The organism is Desulfosporosinus sp. FKB (assembly GCF_002196705.1).
Classification (GTDB): Bacteria; Bacillota; Desulfitobacteriia; order Desulfitobacteriales; family Desulfitobacteriaceae; genus Desulfosporosinus.
The window spans coordinates 358,851-375,131 of sequence record NZ_NADJ01000038.1 but is presented as its reverse complement, the minus strand read 5'-3'; the positions used below and the strand labels follow the sequence as shown (position 1 = coordinate 375,131).

Here is a 16,281-nt window from a genome sequence, read left to right as displayed (position 1 = left end):
TTTACTCTCATCTTCACCGGTGATGAGAGTTCTTTTTTGTTAATTAATTGAAAAGGGCAACATAAGGTTACATAATAGACTTTACCCATGGACATAATAATTTTATTATCTCCCCGCTTATTACCGCTCTCATCAGCAACGGTGAGAGCCTTCTTATCCCCACATGAAAAAGAGAGCTTAATCGCTCTCCTTTTTAGTTCTACGCATGTTAAGTTCTATGAGTGATTTTTCAATTTGCCGGACTAAATCGCCTATTCCCCATGTAGCCTCTTGAACTTTATTCTTAATGGTGACTTTAAGAATAAAGTAGAGAAGGATAATGCTCGGGTTAGGGAGTATGATTATAGAGAGAAAGGAGTAAGTGGGGAAGATGTTATCATTTATGGGATCATCCTTTTGCAGGAGTTAAATTTCATAAGGCCCAGTAATTTTCGTAGGTATTGCTCCGACCATTTCGTTAAGTTTTTTTGCAAATCCATTTAGGAATATACTGTTTTTACCTAAAAATACCAACTGGCTATCATAGCCATTCTTATCAGTGTATACAATAGATAAAAATAACAATGTTTTTTCTATCTTTTTATATCCAATTCCGCTCATGCCCCCAACGACTGCACCTAGTGAACCATCTAATAACTCGCCTAAAGCTGCTCTGCCAATTACATCTTTTTCCTTATATTCAACTTCTGCTTGCGTGAATACGACAGCTTTTTTAATCCTACCGAGTGGAATTATTTGTTTATCGCTTAGAGTAATTTTATCCTTATAAAGATGAATGGTTACGTATTGCCCTTCTCTAAGATCAGGAATCCCTTTAACAAATCTCATGCTAAATAAGGATTTGAGTACTCCTCTTGCTTTTCGTTTTCTGGCCCCTTTTATTACGAAGCCAAGTAATGAGAAGGAGATGATCAACATAATTAAAGCAACTATTATAGGATCCATTTGGTCGCTCTCCGTTACAGGCGTTGTTGTAGGATAGGAACTATTTATTATCATGCCATACACGGTTAAACCCACGATTAAACCAATGAATAGGTACACGATTGTTGCAATAACCTTCTTCCACGTCTTACCGGATCTAAAACCAGGGATCTTACTCATTCGAATCACTCCTTTATTGATTCTAAGTTTTCTATGGATATATTCGTTATCCTGCTTTTCGACATTTATAATGGTTATTCGACTTATCGTTAATTTATTAATAACCTCTAGCATTTATAATAAAGGGCCTAGTTATATCGAAATTCACATATTACAAAATTTGTAAAATAAATATAAAGAAAAACTAAGCCAATAGAAAGGCTCAGTTAAATAGAAAATTATTCGCCTTAATAAAGGCTTGTACTTTGTCCTAAAAACGAATGAACGCTGTACAGACAGTAAATCATACGTTAAGTCGTTCGTTGACTAGTACGCTAAAACGAACAATTGAAGGTAATTGGACACCAAGAAATCAGCGAGATCCAGAAATCAAAGTAGGGCACTAAAAGAAGTAGCGTATTCTAGAAGATCACCAGGTTGGCAATCTAAAGCAAAGCACAACTTATCAATGATTTCTAATGACACATAAGCATTAGTATTTAATTTTGCCATGGTTGCGTTTGAAATCCCAGCGTCAACCATAACTTGTTGTTTCTTTAATCCCTTATCTAGGAGCATTTTTTGAAACGGTTTATAGCTACTTAATTGAAAGGCGAGATGCCATTTTGTAAGCTGGTATCTACAAAGTGGATCGTTAGCAGACATTTGCCGCCTTTTGTGCCTATGACAGAGTCCATCTGCACAATAGCTGTATCCGGATTCTTTTCTAGGAAAGCTTGGAACGCTTCATAGTTTCGACCAATCCGACATCCTTTGTCCACTTTGAATTCTGGTTTTTTATAGCGTTCACGGAACTTCACTTTCCTCGGCAAATCGATGTTACGTACATCAAGAAGACAGGCGTCAATGTAGTTATAGATGGTTTTCTCACTGCACATAAGCTTATCTTGATGGGTTACATAAATCTGATGGATGGATTGTCCTTGCTTTACCAGTGGACTGATGATGGCATTCAGCCTGGCAATCTCCTCTTCGCAAACACACAGGCCACTCCTTGATTCCGATATGGTTCTATGAGCTTTGAGATGAGCATGCTCCGCATCATATATACTTTTCAGCAAGGTACATTTGCCAATCTGTTCGCAGCCATTGCAGACATAGGGTACACGAAATCTAGCAGTACAGATTTCCTCGATAAAATCTTCACAGTTGGCATTACACTTTGGGCATAGCTTACAATAGACGGTTGAGGACCTTGTGCATTCCTTACCGCAGATCCCTTTCCTTCTGCAGTTGAACCGATTCTTGCATGCATTGTAAGGAAATCCTGGATAACCGGTGGCAACTTCAGAGAGATGTTTGCGGACTTCTCTGGAAATAGTTGTTGAATTCTTGTACAACCTACGGCCGATTTCTTTAAATGAATGACTTTCTTTCAGGTACTTCTGCAGATTCAGTCTCTCTTCATAAGTAAAAAATCCAGACATTGTTATTCTCCATTCCGCCGCGCCGCCAACGTATTTAAGGATATATTTAATTGAAAGAGCGTGTAAATGATTTATTCCCGGTCGGCTTATCTTTCTTAAGGGTTAAGGGTTGTGGATAGTGCCGTTCCGTGGATAAGCAATTATGGGTATTCCTTAAAAGAGCTTATCCACACTCACCACAACCCCGACGGCGAAATGTTCTTGTTGATCTATATAAAAACAAAAAGATTGGTTCACTACCAATCTTTTGTAAGCCAGGGTGCAACCCCCTGGAATCTACAAATTTAAATTTTTATAAAGGATTATTTAGAATCGAAAGGGTTGCAATTCGATTTGCAATTAAGGCTTTGAAGTGAGGTAAAGGATTTTTCTGCATCTAATAATTCACTGGTGGATACCGACAGCAATCTCGAAGAACTTATTAGCAATCGACATGAAAAATTTATATGTACTAAAGAGTATCAAGAGGCTAGGGAATGGGTTAGGAACGCTTTAAAGGAAATCATAGAGTTATCCCCTAAAACTTTAGGCCTAATTGAGGATGCTTTTTTCACCATGGAAGATATCTGCTTTAGCGCAGGTTATAGAGATGGAATAAGCGATTTGATGGCAGCTATGACGTTTAATGAGTTGGGCCTTACCAAGGTTGAAACATTTGATTTTAGAAGAGGTGCCTAAAAATCGTCGGTGATTTGGAATAACAAAAAATAAATTTAAGGAGATGAGGGAAACCAATGGATTTAATCGGAATTTTGTACCATACCAGAATGGAAGAAGCTTCAGCACCAGATATTTACCCTGATGAGTTCGGTGTCAAAAGGGGTGAGTATTGCAAACTTATCGATGAAATTGCAAAGTTGTTACCAGAAGATGTAGTTCAACTTCTCCTTGACTTGGATAGAGTAGGATCAGAATTATTGGGTATTTGCGAGGAAACAGGCTATAAGATGGGATTTAGTGATGCTTTTGAATTTTCAGAAGAAGTAATGCCAAAAACAGCTTAACAATTAATATGGAAGAAAAAGGGATTATCAGATGAAAAAACCTAACGATGGCTCTGAAAGCAAAAACGTTTCGGTTCGTGAGGCCGCTGAGTTTTTGGGAAAGTGCCAACAATTTATAAGGGTTGGTTTGCAAACCGGGATTTTGCCTTTTGGATCAGCAGTAAAGATGAGTTCCAAGTGGACTTACTACATTTCAAGAGCAAAGTTGTATGAATATGCAGGCGTTAAACTGTTAACGGAGGAATAGCACAATGTCATTTAGCAATGATTCATTAAGCCTTACAGAATGTATCGCAATCCTATTCGATGAACGTCCAAGGTTATGCGATTATTACACATCCGGTAACTACGAAAGGCATTTTGAAAAGCAAAATACCTTAGACCGCAAGATAAAACAGCGTCTTGGTAAAAAACGGTGGAAAGAGTTATTTTGGTATTTCGCTAGCACTGATGCTATCCACGGAGAACAACTTGCTGAACTTCAAAAATCATGCTACAAACTGGGATTTAATGACGCCTTAGCTTTAATGGGTGAGATTGAACGAGCTAAGAACGGATTATCTAATATTTTTAACTAAGGAGTGATGATATGCCTGGTGTCGTTAATCCCGACATCATAGGTATTGCAGCTTCTTTGATTAGCTGGGGAATTAGGCAATTCAAGAAAAATAACATTATGGACGTTATCACTGCAACGCACTTGCAGAATAAGGAAGAGCAAAGACCAATTCTCATAAAGGAACATAAAACAGATTCCGGCATAGATTATGTATTTGCTCTTCCTGCTGGCGTGGATCGGACTGACTTCGAGGCTAATCGGCATTACTTCGAAAGTTATCTTAATTCTATTGTGGAGATAGAGGTCAAGGGCAGGAGATTAATTCTCAAAACCTTTAAGGGAGAATTTCCTAAAGAAATCAAATTCAATTTCGATCCTGCCCTTTATCCCGATATGATCGCTCCTTTCCCGGTTGGTGTTACTCCGGACGGCAAGACACTCGTTGAGGACCTTTATTCATTACCTCATATGATGGTGGGCGGACAAACTGGTTTTGGGAAAACTTCTTTTCTTCTGGTTCTGATGGTTGCCTTCCTTCTTAAAGGTATTAAGGTATCGGTAGTGGAGCGCAAAGGTGTTGACTTTCCGCGCTTTAGTCCGTGGGTAAACCTTGCCCTTAATGACTCTGAGGCCGAAGAATTACTTCGATTTCACGTCGAAGAAATGCACCGGCGACAGGGTATTCTTCGAGAAGCCGGAGCGCAGAACTTCGCGGAGTATTGCGAGAACCACGATGACTTGCCTTATCTCGTCCTTATTGCTGATGAGTTAACGCAGATTAGGAGTAAAGTAGCATTTCAGGCCATTGGTGACTTGTCGGTGCTTTCAAGGGTATCCGGTATAAGTATGATTCTTGCCACTCAAAAGCCAGGGGCGAAAATATGGGACGGTTTTACAGACGTTCGCAGTCAATTGTCAGGGGCAATGTGCTTTCACGTAAGGGATCAAGCAGACAGTCAGATTGTACTTGGATCGGGAAATACAAGAGGCGCAGAGCTGCCTAAAATTAAGGGCAGGGGCGTTTGGAATAATGACCTAGACCAGTAGCCCAGGCCATGTTCTTAAACGCACGAGAAGCCCAGAAACTGCTTTCCGAGCGGGTCCCGAAAGGGGTGTATGAGTTTGCCAGTAATGACGAACATACAGAAAGGATTAATACGTGACCAAGCTATTTTAGACACCATTACCTTTTGTAAGGTCATGGATACAAATCAAATTGCAGAATTGTTCTTCAGGTTTCCTTCTGGTTTAAGAAAGTGTCAGGCCAGAATGAAAATCCTTGTAGATAAGAGACTGGTCAAGAAGACTAGATTATCCTTGGACACTGCCACCATTTATTATAGAAAGAAACTTCCCGATCATGTGCCGCATGCATTAGGGGTAACATGGTGCTATGTATGGATGAAACGACAATACGGAGAAAATCTCCTTACCTTCGAACTTGAGCAGTTAAAAGAGTTTGGCGATATTCTTCAAGCTGACGCTCTATGTTCAGTAAAAATCTCAATTACAGGTGAAATTCGTTGGTTCTGTATTGAGTTTGAAACAGGATTAAACCGAAATAGGTTCGATAAGGTTGAAAAGTATGTATCACTATATAATCGCGAAGGTATTCCGGGATCACCTTTACTAAAGAGACTAAATAACCCTCAGCGGTTCCCTAAAATCATTGTGGTAACAGATAGTGTTAGGCGTGCTCAACAGATCAAGGAGTTTATAGCCAATGCCAATACAAAGGTTAAGTTTGAAGTTCATCTTTTATCTGCCATTAAAGAAGAGAGGAGCGATAACTTATGCCGGTTGTAAATCCACTGATTAAGGTTATGATGGTTATTCTAGCTGGTTCCCTTGTTCTTTCCCCAGTAGCAACATCTTCCCGACAAGCTGGGAAAATCACGAACACGATTACTAAAAAGATCATTGATGATGCGAAAGAAAAGAGAAAGCATCTGGAAAACCCAAACTATAAGCCTAAAAAGAAAATGCCCATCATTGCCGGATTTAAAAAAGGGCGCGATCCCCTGCCAAAAGGAACGAACCCAAAGCAAACTTATAAAAATATATGGCTTACCTTAAAAAATGATTTAGGATTAAAATGAGGGAGGGCGTACGTGCCTCTCTTCTTTTGCGTGCATTATTTCGACATAATTTCCCTTACTTTGCGAGACCGATACGCGATAATTAGGATGTACTGGCAAGTATACTGGGATTGGGGGATATTAAGAATGACTGACGATTTAAAAACGGTGGAAGAAGTTGCGAAAACAACAGGTAAAGCAATAGATATAGCCCAAAATTTTGGTCATTTCATTTCAAAATATATATCAGGTTCATTAGAACAGGGAATGGGAATTTTCGAAGATAAGTTGAAGTACACAAGATGGGAAAGACAAATGCGATTGATGAAAAGAGCCGAAGAATTTATGAAAAGTACTGGAATGGATAAACCTGATAAGCCATTAGAACTAAAATTTGCTGTTCCGCTTTTACAAGCAGCTACTCTTGAAGAGAATGACTATTTACAAGATTTATGGGCTAAGCTTCTTGTGAATTCGGTTAGTAATGAAAACAAAATTGAATTAACGAGAAGCTACATTGATATTTTGGAAAGGTTAACACCTTTTGAAGCAAAAATCCTTGAAAAAATATATAGTCTCCCTTTTGAAGAAATTCAGCATGGGGGTGTTAATACAACATGTTTGCCAGAAAAAGCAACTGTTGTAAATGATTTTAGTGAAAGACAAACAGAACTTAAAAATGAGGAAGTTTTATTGGCTCTGGCAAATCTATCTAGATTGGGATGCGTTACACCAACGCTTTCAATTGGAGGCGGACAAAAGTTTTCTGTTGTTACCCCTACAATACTTGGAAAGTATTTTATTGAAGCTTGTACATTGAAAAATACATTAGTAGAAGAGCATGTAAAAATGGTTGAAAGTAGTTCAGTACATTCTAGAAGTGATATATTATTAAGTGAAGATCTCAATAATAAGTTATCACAATTAAATGTTAAAACAATTGAATTAGAAATTGATACCATTTATAATCAGGCATTTGAAATAGAGCAAAAAGATAGATTTGGAATTTATGATCTTAGATCTAATTACGAAAAGATAATTAGCTTATTGGAAAAGAATCCTTCGATTAAATCGGCAGAATTCAGATTTGACATGTACATTAAATTAGCTACTATATATTTTCAATTTGCATCTGATATAGACCTGCCTTTTTATGATAAAATCAAAAGTTATCTTGACATAGCTTTGAATATTGGTAAAACAAATGAATTTGAAGAAAATAAGTTGGTGCCAGCTTATAAACTTTATGTAGGCTTAGAACGTAAATATTTTAAAGATGGAGGAAATAGAATTTATTTTTTAAATAAAATATTTGAAGAAAACATATACGATTACCTTGCAGGCATAGAACTAGCAATCGCACTAGATAGAAGAAATGAGGAAAAAGATATTAAAAAAGAAATGGAGGTAATACGACAAATTATAGAAATTGATTTTGCTGATATTAAGCAAAGTTTGATTGCCCATAAGGATTTAGGGGGATTTAATAACTTATTAAATTCTAAATACCGAAAAGAATTCTTGGACATTCTAAAATCTTAGTAATTCTAGTCTACTTAAAAAGACTGGTTTTGATGTTCTTAGGCGTAAGGTATGGTAACTTAGCGTATCTTTAGTCCCCAAATAGTCCCCAAACTCCAAATTATACAGTCAATGCATAAAACAAAAAACACCGCAAATCCTTGCGGTGTCTCACTTTTCATTTGGCAGGGGATGAAGGAGTCGAACCCTCACTGACGGTTTTGGAGACCCATCAGAAATTGTAAATTCCTGTAATCCTTGCCACATAAGGGTTTGAGACTGTTTTTGAGCCGTCGATAGGACGGTTTGCTCCTATTTGTTATTTTATTCGATTAACACGTTATTAGCAAGAACATTCAAGGTTTTTCTACGTAACCCTTACAGTAAATCTGTGTTAATTTTCTTTCGGATTCGGGCTAATGTTCTGCTAATTTTATCTTTGCTGCAATTTATCCGTGTTCCGAGTTCTCTCAACGAGCCTTCAGGATCCCACCTGATAATCTCTAGTAGTTGTTTTTCCTCAGATGTTAATCCTTGAACGGACAATATTTCCTCGATCGTGAGTCTGTTGATAACTTCGGCTTCAACATCAATTCTCGTGTCGGGATGATACTCTTCGAAACTATCGTGAAGAGGTAGGGCACGGGCATTATTTTCTCGTTTCTTTCTAGTTGCAAATCTTATTACGTCTATAGCAGCCCTGTCCCAAGAAATGCATAACGTCTCGTACAACAGGAATTTTCCGTTAGCACCTGTCCATTTACGATTCTCAATTACTTTCCACGTTTCTTCCCAAAAAGCTGACTCAAAATCGTGTTGGGAAATTCTGTAGTTTTCCCACCTATTCTCGTAGCTTTTAGCCTTTTTCTTTAAGGGGAGTCGTAATATTTCGTATAGCTGCCAGTCATCACCACCCATAAGAACTTTTTCGAGAGATTCTGTAACAGACCTTTTTCCACTGTTATAATGACTTAGCCTGACTTCACGGTCATATTCAATTTCTTTCCAAGTATTTGATTCATGTGCTTCAATCCACAGTCGTTCCGATTGAACTATAGTCAATTAATATTCCTCCCTTTTAAAAAAGTAAAACCCGTCCTTAAGAACGAGTTTGTAAAGGAGATAATAAGATATACGGGATAGAACTAAGTCAGGTCACAGGTCATTTTAACGACAGAAGAGGCTAAAATAAAAGTAGAAGACACCCTCTAAATTAGAGTAGTGATCTTCTTCACTTCGTTTCGAAGATGCTCTTCACTTCGTTCGAGCAAGTTAAACAGTAAAGTTGGTAAAGATATTTACTACCTAAAGGTAAAGTGGAGGGTAGCTATTTATTACGTTACATAACTATCCCTATGTCTTTGAAGTCGACAAAACTCTATTAACAGTATATATAGAGAAATGACGACTTTGGCATTAAGCTGCTTTATCATACACTTCTACCTTACGGGTCAGTATTTTTATCAGACCAATTGCTTCCAGTTCCTTTATTTTTGGATCGGTAAAGTATCTTCCAAGCTTATTGTGAGGGGGCCACCCTAGACGATCATATAAATACTTTTTAGTGTAGGTTCCGGGATCCAAATCTCTAAGAAGGTTTGCTAGTTGAATGGGCCGGGGAATCTTGTTAGACTTTTTTCCTTCTTTGTACTCGACATCGTCCAAATTAATAGGCTCTCCAATCTTTATTCCGGGGAATTGCCGTATTACTCCTTCGACGACTCTTTCGTCACTTTGGACAAGAAAAGACCGAGATGGCTTACTATTATCTCGGTTAATACGTTTTATTGCTTGATATATTTCTGACACTAGACATCCCACTTTGGTATCCTCGAATATTGGGTCTCGAAAGCTATACTTACCGAGGGTCCCAAACATCTCAAGGTTTTGGTCGGTGATATGAATCCTAGCCAAGTAACTCCAATGAAGTGGGTATAAAGGCATTGGCATTAATGGGGTAACAATCACCCATACTTGGTCGAAATCTCTCCAATGATTTTTACCAAGGATGTCTCCAAAGTGAGCAACGGCTATGTCTTCACTTTGGTAGTCATCATCTTGCCCAATCTCCTGAAATCCGACCAACCTAAGATGATCTACAAGCAAATCCTGATGCTTTTTATCCACAATCACTAGGGTCTTGTTCAATGACGATTTCCACTTACGAATAGCCTTAGCAATCTCATGGAAGTAGTTTTCGGTCTTATTAATGTTATTTCTAGTTGAATTGAAATTAGCTACGTGGATGGTCGACCCTGAGTAATTCATAATTTGGGGCTGTGACTCAATATTCATATCTGGATCAATTTTGTACCGAAAATCTATTTCGGCATTAGCATCTAGGATAATGTTATTTTGCAGTTTCCATCGTACTATCCTATAGTCCACGGTATGCAGTTTACCATTGTTGTACAGGGCAGGGAAGAGAGAAAACACTTCTAACGATTTCATGAATTCAGAGACTTCGTTCTTTCTGTCTATATAAGTCCAATTATTTTGCAAGTCACTCCTAAAAGTTTTGACGGCTACATGATCGACTAAGGTTCCAGTTAATATCATCCTATTGCTAATTCCCCGACAGGTAACAATTTGACTTATAAGCCCTCTACACAGTTCTATAAACTCATTATGAAGGGTCCAGGGAAGGTAACCAATGATTTTCTCGTAATCCTTCTCTGAAAGGCTCACAGTGGGAACGTCCAATTGCTCATCTATAACAAGGGTATGTCGGTTTTTCTCAAAATACCTCCTTAATCTAGGATTAGTGCACAAATCCTGATAACGTTTGTGAGTAATTACTAAAACACGGTAGTTCCACAATACCTCTGGGTTGTTTCTGAGTTCTCTCCAATTGTCACATGTTATTGGCAAAGCCATTTGATGACCACACATTTTGTTAATTGTGTAGGCATATTCCATGACCTCAATATTTTGCTTTATCACCAAGATGTAGTTACGTTGTCCTCCATTTAAGATGTGAGAGGCAATAATTCGGATCGTCTCTTGAGTTTTCCCACCTCCTGCCACTAGGCCGAACACGGTAAATTTTTCACTTCCCGACTCGTACTCGGTCAACAGATGTTCGAGTCTTTCAATGGCCGTGGTTTTCAATTCCAGGTTTATAGCTGTTTGACTTGGTATATTTGACACCACATTTGCTACCTCCATAAGATTAAAAAGGATACATACAAGTGTACTTGAAAAGTAAATTGAATACTTTTCTGAATGAAGTGCAGTCGGTTTAAGGTCGATAAACTTGATCGAGCCTTGCTGATATAGAGGGGAGTCCGTTTGAACATCCCCTCAATCTCATTTGGTATTAGAACAAATCAGAGCCCCCCATAACATTTGATTTAGATTCAGAGTCCGTGTCCGTTCCGTTTATCATCATATTGATTTCTTTCAAAAAATCTGTATCAGTTGCAACCCTTCTCTTAATATAATCAGGGTCTAACGTAAATTCTGTTTCAGGATTGTTCTGAATTTTAGATTTCCACAAAGCATAACTAAGAGGATTACTTTTGAACGGACGATATTGATTATCAATCATCCAGTTTAAAAAGAGATGTTCCATGATATATTTCCATTCTTCATACGTTGTGTCTTTATCAAAGGAATCACAAGCTTGAGTTTTCCACATTGTCTCAACGACACCAGCATTAATTAATTGAGCAAATTCCTTTCGATCTGCAACCCCTCCATAAGCTAACAACAATGGTTCAAGTTCGTAACCTAAGTTGGCTATCACCCAGTGTGCTTGACGGCTAGTTACTTCGATTGTATTTAGAAATTGTAGTTCTTTTGGGTCACCTTTAAGATAATTAATAACATACTGACGATCCTTTTCTGCATTCTCTAGGCAATTAATTTGCTGCTCCACCATCCACTTAATGGTAACAATTTTCTGACCTAACAATTTTTTATATTCTTCAGTTGAAAGACTAGAGTCTGCTAAGGAAAGGGTTAATCTTGAATTTACATCAATTAACTTGAGAGTAATTCGAGCATTTTTACGATTAAATAACATGGTGATACCTCCTATTATTTTTGTTTGCTAGACAAAGTTGATTGATTATTTTTGTTGAAATCGAATTGAAGCCTAAGCCTAGTACGGGAGTTTCTAGACCAAACAAAAGAGGTGACGGCAGAAGCACCAATCACCTCGAAACAAAAAAAATCACGTCCCGATGGTTTAGGTTTGTAATCGTATATAGAGAGCAGCTATTATACTAATGAATCAAGAATACTCCATAATTATTCAGATCTAAGAATTCCATTTTGAAATGATATATGGCATATTTTTCTGGTATTTTTTGTTTTTTGTATTTCTTAATTATCCAAATGTTATCTAACCTTGATGTTTATTTTGTTTTTGTGGAGCCAGTGTCAGTGTTAGTTAACTTTTCGAAGAATACCTTCTTACCTATAGGTGTTATCAATGTTTGGACTCCTTGCCAATCATCCATACTTGGTTCCTTTATCTCAAACAGTTTTGGCACATGCTGTTTGTAGGGCTTTAGTTTTCCACGACCATCACGATAAACATATCCGTTGTCGATCAACCAATTGATAAATTCTTTCTGCCCGATCTTCAACTCTTTGGCAGTATCACGGAAGTTTGTGAGCAATCCCCGATCAACAAGGGCATCGTAGAAAATAGCTTTGGGTTGCATCATAGCAATTTCATTGTTCTGCTTTCGGATTGTTTCCAGTGTGTCACGGAACAATGATTTAGTTTGATCATCGGCAAATGGAAAGTAAGTCTCTATAAATAGATCGTCATTAGCAACGTACCCACCAGTTTTACGAATGCTAGGTAACACTTCATGGTTTACCCAATGTTGAAATGCTTTTGCCTCTGGTTTATCACTTCTGCTTATTAAAGAGTACAGTCCCGGCTCATTGACAACGTTCTTTTTTGGATTGCCTTTCTTATTTCCCTCAATCAGATTGAGGGTATTCTTCTCGTTAGGGTTAAGTCTACGGAGTGCCATAGTAGGGTTTCCAATCTCCAAAATGTCACAAACGTCCTTTGCCACGAACCACGGTTCACCATCGATCATGACTACTCTGATTGAAGTCCCCATAAAGTTGAAGATTTGTTCCACGTTGTTGGTGTTTTTTAAGTTATTCATTACTTTCATTCTCCTTTTATGATTTTTGAGGTTTTAAGATTCGGATTTTGGATTGGTCTGGAAAGAGGACAACAAAAAATCCGTCTGGTCCAAATCCACACGGTTTGCTGTTAATTAGGCTGTTCGAATATTCATTGCCTAACAATATGAAGTTTTGATTTAAATTTCTATTAAGGATTGGGGGTTGCCTTAGCTAAAAACTATTTGTCCAAATTCCGGGAAGCATCTACCCTTTATATAAGTTACAATAAACTATGGAGTCATTGTTTTGAAAAAGGATAAGCACATGCCTGTTAAATCATCCTTGGCTCCTTTCGTGTAATTTGATAAACCCTCTCGTAAGTTAATTAAACAATATTAGGCCAAAATTCACTTGGAATACATAACACTTTTGGGGACGTTTTAGTTGTAGGGGAAGCACGTTCTTTCTTTGTCATATGGAATTCTCCTTTTATCATTGTTTAATTACCCCTTCATAAGTTAATTGGTGGGAAACGGTTCGAAATTCACTCATTTCCTCTTGGTAATTAATGGTGAAACACAATCAACAAGGTCAATTAATCCTTTCATTGGTTAATTGGTGTAATACGACCCGAAATTCACTCTTTTTTGATTGGTAGTTTTAGGCAGATTAATTAGTGCTTCGTTAAAGTATGAAGGTGAGCAAGAAATAATCTATCCAGAACCTGCACAGCAATTCCTACGAATACTAGGCATTATTTTGAGATTGCCCAATGTTGAAATATTTCTCTTTTCCGTCATCGTTAGTTCCCCCTTCACAATCTAATTACACAAAAACGAGCTGAAATCCACTTATTCCCAATTGGTAATTTGATGCAACTTGAGAAGGGTTTTCAAACTTATTGCCGAAATTGAATAGGCCGTCTCGATTCAACAGTAGGTGAAAATTCTTATGGGACTCAAGTTAAGAAGAAGTGTCTTGTAACTTTGTGATCATATAGGGTTGTATGCCTGTAAGAGCATAATGGGAGGAAACCTAATGGATAACGGGGAATTTCAAAGATTAGTTTTGTCAAAGTTGGGAGAATTAGATGGCATCAAGGCTGATATAGTCGAGGTAAATCAGAAGTTGGGTAGTTTAGACCAGAAAGTTGAGGGCTTAGATCAGAAAGTGGACAAGCTGACAATACTGATTGAGCATGTATCCAAGGACGTTAAGGTCGTTGCAGAAGAATTGACGGCTCATGCAGAACAGAACGACCGTTAATTTGCTATTATTGGGAGGTTATTAGATGACATCTGAGGATGAACTTCGGGACAAACTTAACATTATTGCCAATTCGATGTCTACACGACAGCTTTATAAGGTTATTGAGTTTGCTTCGTCCCTAATTGACCAGATGAATAAGGAAAATATTGCTTTAGCCGGTGATAAAGAGTTGATCGGTGCTAAAGTGGAAAAGACTGCAAAAATATATACTCTAAGCAATGTCGTGAAAGTATCCGATTCAGAACCTACTCAGAAAAATGAGAAAAGGCTTAGAAATGTAGAGATCACTAGGTTCTATAAGTTTAAAGCCTTCGAACCTGGGCAACTTCAAAAACTTTATAAGCAATTTGTTCATTTCTATAAGGAAGATCTTCTTAGACCAGGGACTTTCGGTGAGAGATTTAGAATTTACTTAGTGGAAAATGGTATTAGATACACCAAAGAACTTGACTATGAAGAAATTTCAAATATATATGATATTGACACGTCTGTATCAATGGGGTTTGGTTATAACTATATGTCTATCAGCAAAGTTAAGGAGTTCTTCTCCATTTATTGGCTAATTGATGCTGAAGACGTTGAGGAAGTAAATAGATTAACTGAATTGGTAGAGACAATATTGGAGGTAGAGCAAGTGCCCGAAAATGAAGTCTTCCATTCATGATCAATTGCAAAGGGGCTTGTGATATATAAGCAAGCCTATTTACAAAAAAGAAGTAATATAAAGTGAGGTTCTGAACGGTGAAAGAGGATTTGAGAATACGTTGTAGGGAAACAAAAAAGATTAAGATCAGCCCTGACGAATTACAAGAGATTAAAACAATAATTCAAAACGATTCAGGGAAAGTACCCGTAATAACAGAGACTCCATATGGTAAAGATGTTTTTTTTCAGGGGGATATTGGGTCGGAAATATATCTCAAAAGGGACTCTCGATATCTCATTATTTCCACCATTTCTCTTAGGAACCAAAGGGTGGGCCAGGGAACTTTGATTCTGAATATCCTTAAAGATTACGGAGCTAAAAAAGGATTTGAAGGTATCATGGTTGAGTGTGCTAACACGTATGAGTCCTGGTCATTCTGCAATAAACATAATTTTAAACCGGATTATTTTAGTGATCTTATGAGTAAACAGAGAACCAGCCACTTCCAGGGTAACCATGTACTAAGATTTGACGGTATCTATGATGAGTTATGCTTTGATCCAACAATAGAACTGCCTTGGCCAAGTTCTAATTGACTAGGTAACCTCGTAGTTCTAACGAGTCAAGTAGAAGTAGCTAAAAGGTTTTTACGTCATTATAAGTGACAATAGTATTGATAGAGTGTCTTGTTAGGACGGAAAATCAAAGTAGAAGTATTTATTTGCTAGATGTCCGATCACGGGCATCTTTTTTACGTCATATTAACATCCTAAATCCCTGATTATTTGCAGGTTTATGTAGGCTTATGTTGAATATGTAAGTTTAGTGAAAAGAATGTCTTACATATTAAATTGTGATTGAAGGTGAGAATTGAATGAGCAACGTTGGAAGAAATGAATCTTGCCCGTGTGGAAGTGGCAAAAAATACAAACATTGTTGTCTGAACAAGCCAGAGTCAGACAAGTTTGCAACATGGAAGGTTAATGCCTTAGAGATTTTGGCTAATGAACCACAAAGGGATTCCATTCTAGCAGTTTTTTTCACCACACTGGAATATATTGAAAGGAAAAATTGGGCAGGGGCTTGTCATGCAGTGTCATCAGTATTATATGTGCTGCTAAGTGAGATAGGACTTAGTCCCACTCTTTGTGTAGGTGAAGTTAGGGGTGATCGAGGCTTTTTTGATCATTCTTGGGTTGAGGTTGAGGATAAAATATTTGATGTATCTGTTTATAAAAACCTTGATTATGGAATGATGTTTGCCCCAGTTATTAAAGGGTATGATATTGACACGAAAGAACAAACAAAAGGGATTTATGGAATAAAATTTGAAGGGTTAGACCCCACTGCTCAAATGCTAACTAATATTCCATTTAACAGTTATATGAGTGGATTCCCCGACAATAAAAATGGTTTATGGGGAGTCATAAAGGATTTGGGAAATGAGATGTCATTGGACTTTGATCTTGAGCAGTTAAAAGAAAAGTATTCACAAACGAAATGGGTTTATAAGGTAAACTAGATATGAAATATTTTAGGTTGCAATCATTTTAATCGTGACATCGGACCCATATAA

18 protein-coding genes and 1 pseudogene are annotated in these 16,281 nt (G+C 37.5%); 12 read left to right on the top strand and 7 right to left on the bottom strand.

Annotated elements, in window-relative coordinates; all coding sequences use genetic code 11:
* Positions 1-405: 405 nt before the first annotated feature.
* The 3 genes and pseudogenes from B5Y67_RS18305 to B5Y67_RS18295 all read right to left on the bottom strand — a co-directional run.
* Entirely contained in the window at positions 406-1,104 is a 699-nt protein-coding gene (locus tag B5Y67_RS18305) for a hypothetical protein (protein ID WP_088227844.1), read from the bottom strand.
* 369 nt (positions 1,105-1,473) lie between these two features.
* The gene (locus B5Y67_RS26005; RefSeq protein WP_282432795.1) at positions 1,474-1,662 is read right to left on the bottom strand and encodes a helix-turn-helix transcriptional regulator; all 189 of its coding nucleotides are present in this window, start codon (positions 1,660-1,662) and stop codon (positions 1,474-1,476) included.
* Between the two features lie 50 nt (positions 1,663-1,712).
* A pseudogene (locus B5Y67_RS18295) lies at positions 1,713-2,531 on the bottom strand (helix-turn-helix domain-containing protein); the annotation flags it as partial.
* 555 nt (positions 2,532-3,086) lie between these two features.
* On the opposite strand from B5Y67_RS18295, the gene B5Y67_RS26265 reads away from it, so the two are divergent.
* The 8 genes from B5Y67_RS26265 (at position 3,087) to B5Y67_RS18255 (ending at position 7,714) form a co-directional block, all read left to right on the top strand.
* The gene (locus B5Y67_RS26265) at positions 3,087-3,209 is read left to right on the top strand and encodes a hypothetical protein (RefSeq protein WP_282432794.1); all 123 of its coding nucleotides are present in this window, start codon (positions 3,087-3,089) and stop codon (positions 3,207-3,209) included.
* A gap of 56 nt (positions 3,210-3,265) precedes the next feature.
* Complete coding sequence (locus B5Y67_RS18285; protein WP_088227841.1) at positions 3,266-3,535, top strand: hypothetical protein; 270 nt, start codon at positions 3,266-3,268, stop codon at positions 3,533-3,535.
* 31 nt (positions 3,536-3,566) lie between these two features.
* Positions 3,567-3,782, top strand: coding sequence for a hypothetical protein (locus tag B5Y67_RS18280; RefSeq protein ID WP_088227840.1), 216 nt, complete (start codon positions 3,567-3,569; stop codon positions 3,780-3,782).
* Positions 3,783-3,786: 4 nt separating this feature from the next.
* A complete protein-coding gene (locus B5Y67_RS18275) occupies positions 3,787-4,113 on the top strand; it encodes a hypothetical protein (RefSeq protein ID WP_088227839.1) in 327 nt (108 codons plus the stop codon).
* Between the two features lie 11 nt (positions 4,114-4,124).
* The gene (locus tag B5Y67_RS18270) at positions 4,125-5,141 is read left to right on the top strand and encodes an FtsK/SpoIIIE domain-containing protein (RefSeq protein ID WP_088227838.1); all 1,017 of its coding nucleotides are present in this window, start codon (positions 4,125-4,127) and stop codon (positions 5,139-5,141) included.
* Between the two features lie 75 nt (positions 5,142-5,216).
* Positions 5,217-5,900, top strand: a complete 684-nt coding sequence (locus B5Y67_RS18265) for a hypothetical protein (RefSeq protein ID WP_088227837.1) — start codon at positions 5,217-5,219, stop codon at positions 5,898-5,900.
* Positions 5,888-6,193 carry a hypothetical protein gene (locus B5Y67_RS18260; RefSeq protein ID WP_088227836.1) on the top strand — a complete coding sequence of 102 codons (306 nt, stop codon included), beginning with the start codon at positions 5,888-5,890 and terminating at the stop codon, positions 6,191-6,193. Before B5Y67_RS18265 ends, B5Y67_RS18260 begins: the two co-directional genes overlap by 13 nt.
* Positions 6,194-6,319: 126 nt before the next feature.
* The gene (locus B5Y67_RS18255) at positions 6,320-7,714 is read left to right on the top strand and encodes an Abi-alpha family protein (RefSeq protein WP_170932742.1); all 1,395 of its coding nucleotides are present in this window, start codon (positions 6,320-6,322) and stop codon (positions 7,712-7,714) included.
* Between the two features lie 357 nt (positions 7,715-8,071).
* Here the strand turns inward: B5Y67_RS18255 and B5Y67_RS18250 are convergent, their stop codons facing one another.
* The 4 genes from B5Y67_RS18250 to B5Y67_RS18235 form a co-directional block, all read right to left on the bottom strand.
* On the bottom strand, positions 8,072-8,755 hold the full coding sequence (locus B5Y67_RS18250; RefSeq protein ID WP_088227834.1) for a hypothetical protein: 684 nt from the start codon (positions 8,753-8,755) through the stop codon (positions 8,072-8,074).
* Positions 8,756-9,109: 354 nt separating this feature from the next.
* Positions 9,110-10,846: a hypothetical protein gene (locus B5Y67_RS18245; protein WP_088227833.1), complete on the bottom strand. Its 1,737-nt coding sequence runs from the start codon at positions 10,844-10,846 to the stop codon at positions 9,110-9,112.
* 166 nt (positions 10,847-11,012) lie between these two features.
* Positions 11,013-11,720 carry a hypothetical protein gene (locus B5Y67_RS18240; RefSeq protein ID WP_088227832.1) on the bottom strand — a complete coding sequence of 236 codons (708 nt, stop codon included), beginning with the start codon at positions 11,718-11,720 and terminating at the stop codon, positions 11,013-11,015.
* Positions 11,721-12,054: 334 nt separating this feature from the next.
* The gene (locus B5Y67_RS18235; RefSeq protein ID WP_088227831.1) at positions 12,055-12,828 is read right to left on the bottom strand and encodes a BRO family protein; all 774 of its coding nucleotides are present in this window, start codon (positions 12,826-12,828) and stop codon (positions 12,055-12,057) included.
* 1,000 nt (positions 12,829-13,828) lie between these two features.
* Here B5Y67_RS18235 and B5Y67_RS18230 point away from each other — a divergent pair.
* The 4 genes from B5Y67_RS18230 (at position 13,829) to B5Y67_RS25435 (ending at position 16,227) form a co-directional block, all read left to right on the top strand.
* The gene (locus tag B5Y67_RS18230; protein WP_088227830.1) at positions 13,829-14,056 is read left to right on the top strand and encodes a hypothetical protein; all 228 of its coding nucleotides are present in this window, start codon (positions 13,829-13,831) and stop codon (positions 14,054-14,056) included.
* A gap of 25 nt (positions 14,057-14,081) precedes the next feature.
* Positions 14,082-14,723, top strand: a complete 642-nt coding sequence (locus tag B5Y67_RS18225; protein WP_088227829.1) for a hypothetical protein — start codon at positions 14,082-14,084, stop codon at positions 14,721-14,723.
* A gap of 77 nt (positions 14,724-14,800) precedes the next feature.
* Positions 14,801-15,301: a hypothetical protein gene (locus B5Y67_RS18220; protein ID WP_088227828.1), complete on the top strand. Its 501-nt coding sequence runs from the start codon at positions 14,801-14,803 to the stop codon at positions 15,299-15,301.
* A 278-nt stretch (positions 15,302-15,579) separates the two neighbouring features.
* Positions 15,580-16,227 (top strand): SEC-C metal-binding domain-containing protein, encoded by a 648-nt coding sequence (locus B5Y67_RS25435; protein ID WP_282432793.1) that lies wholly within the window; start codon positions 15,580-15,582, stop codon positions 16,225-16,227.
* Positions 16,228-16,281: the final 54 nt, after the last annotated feature.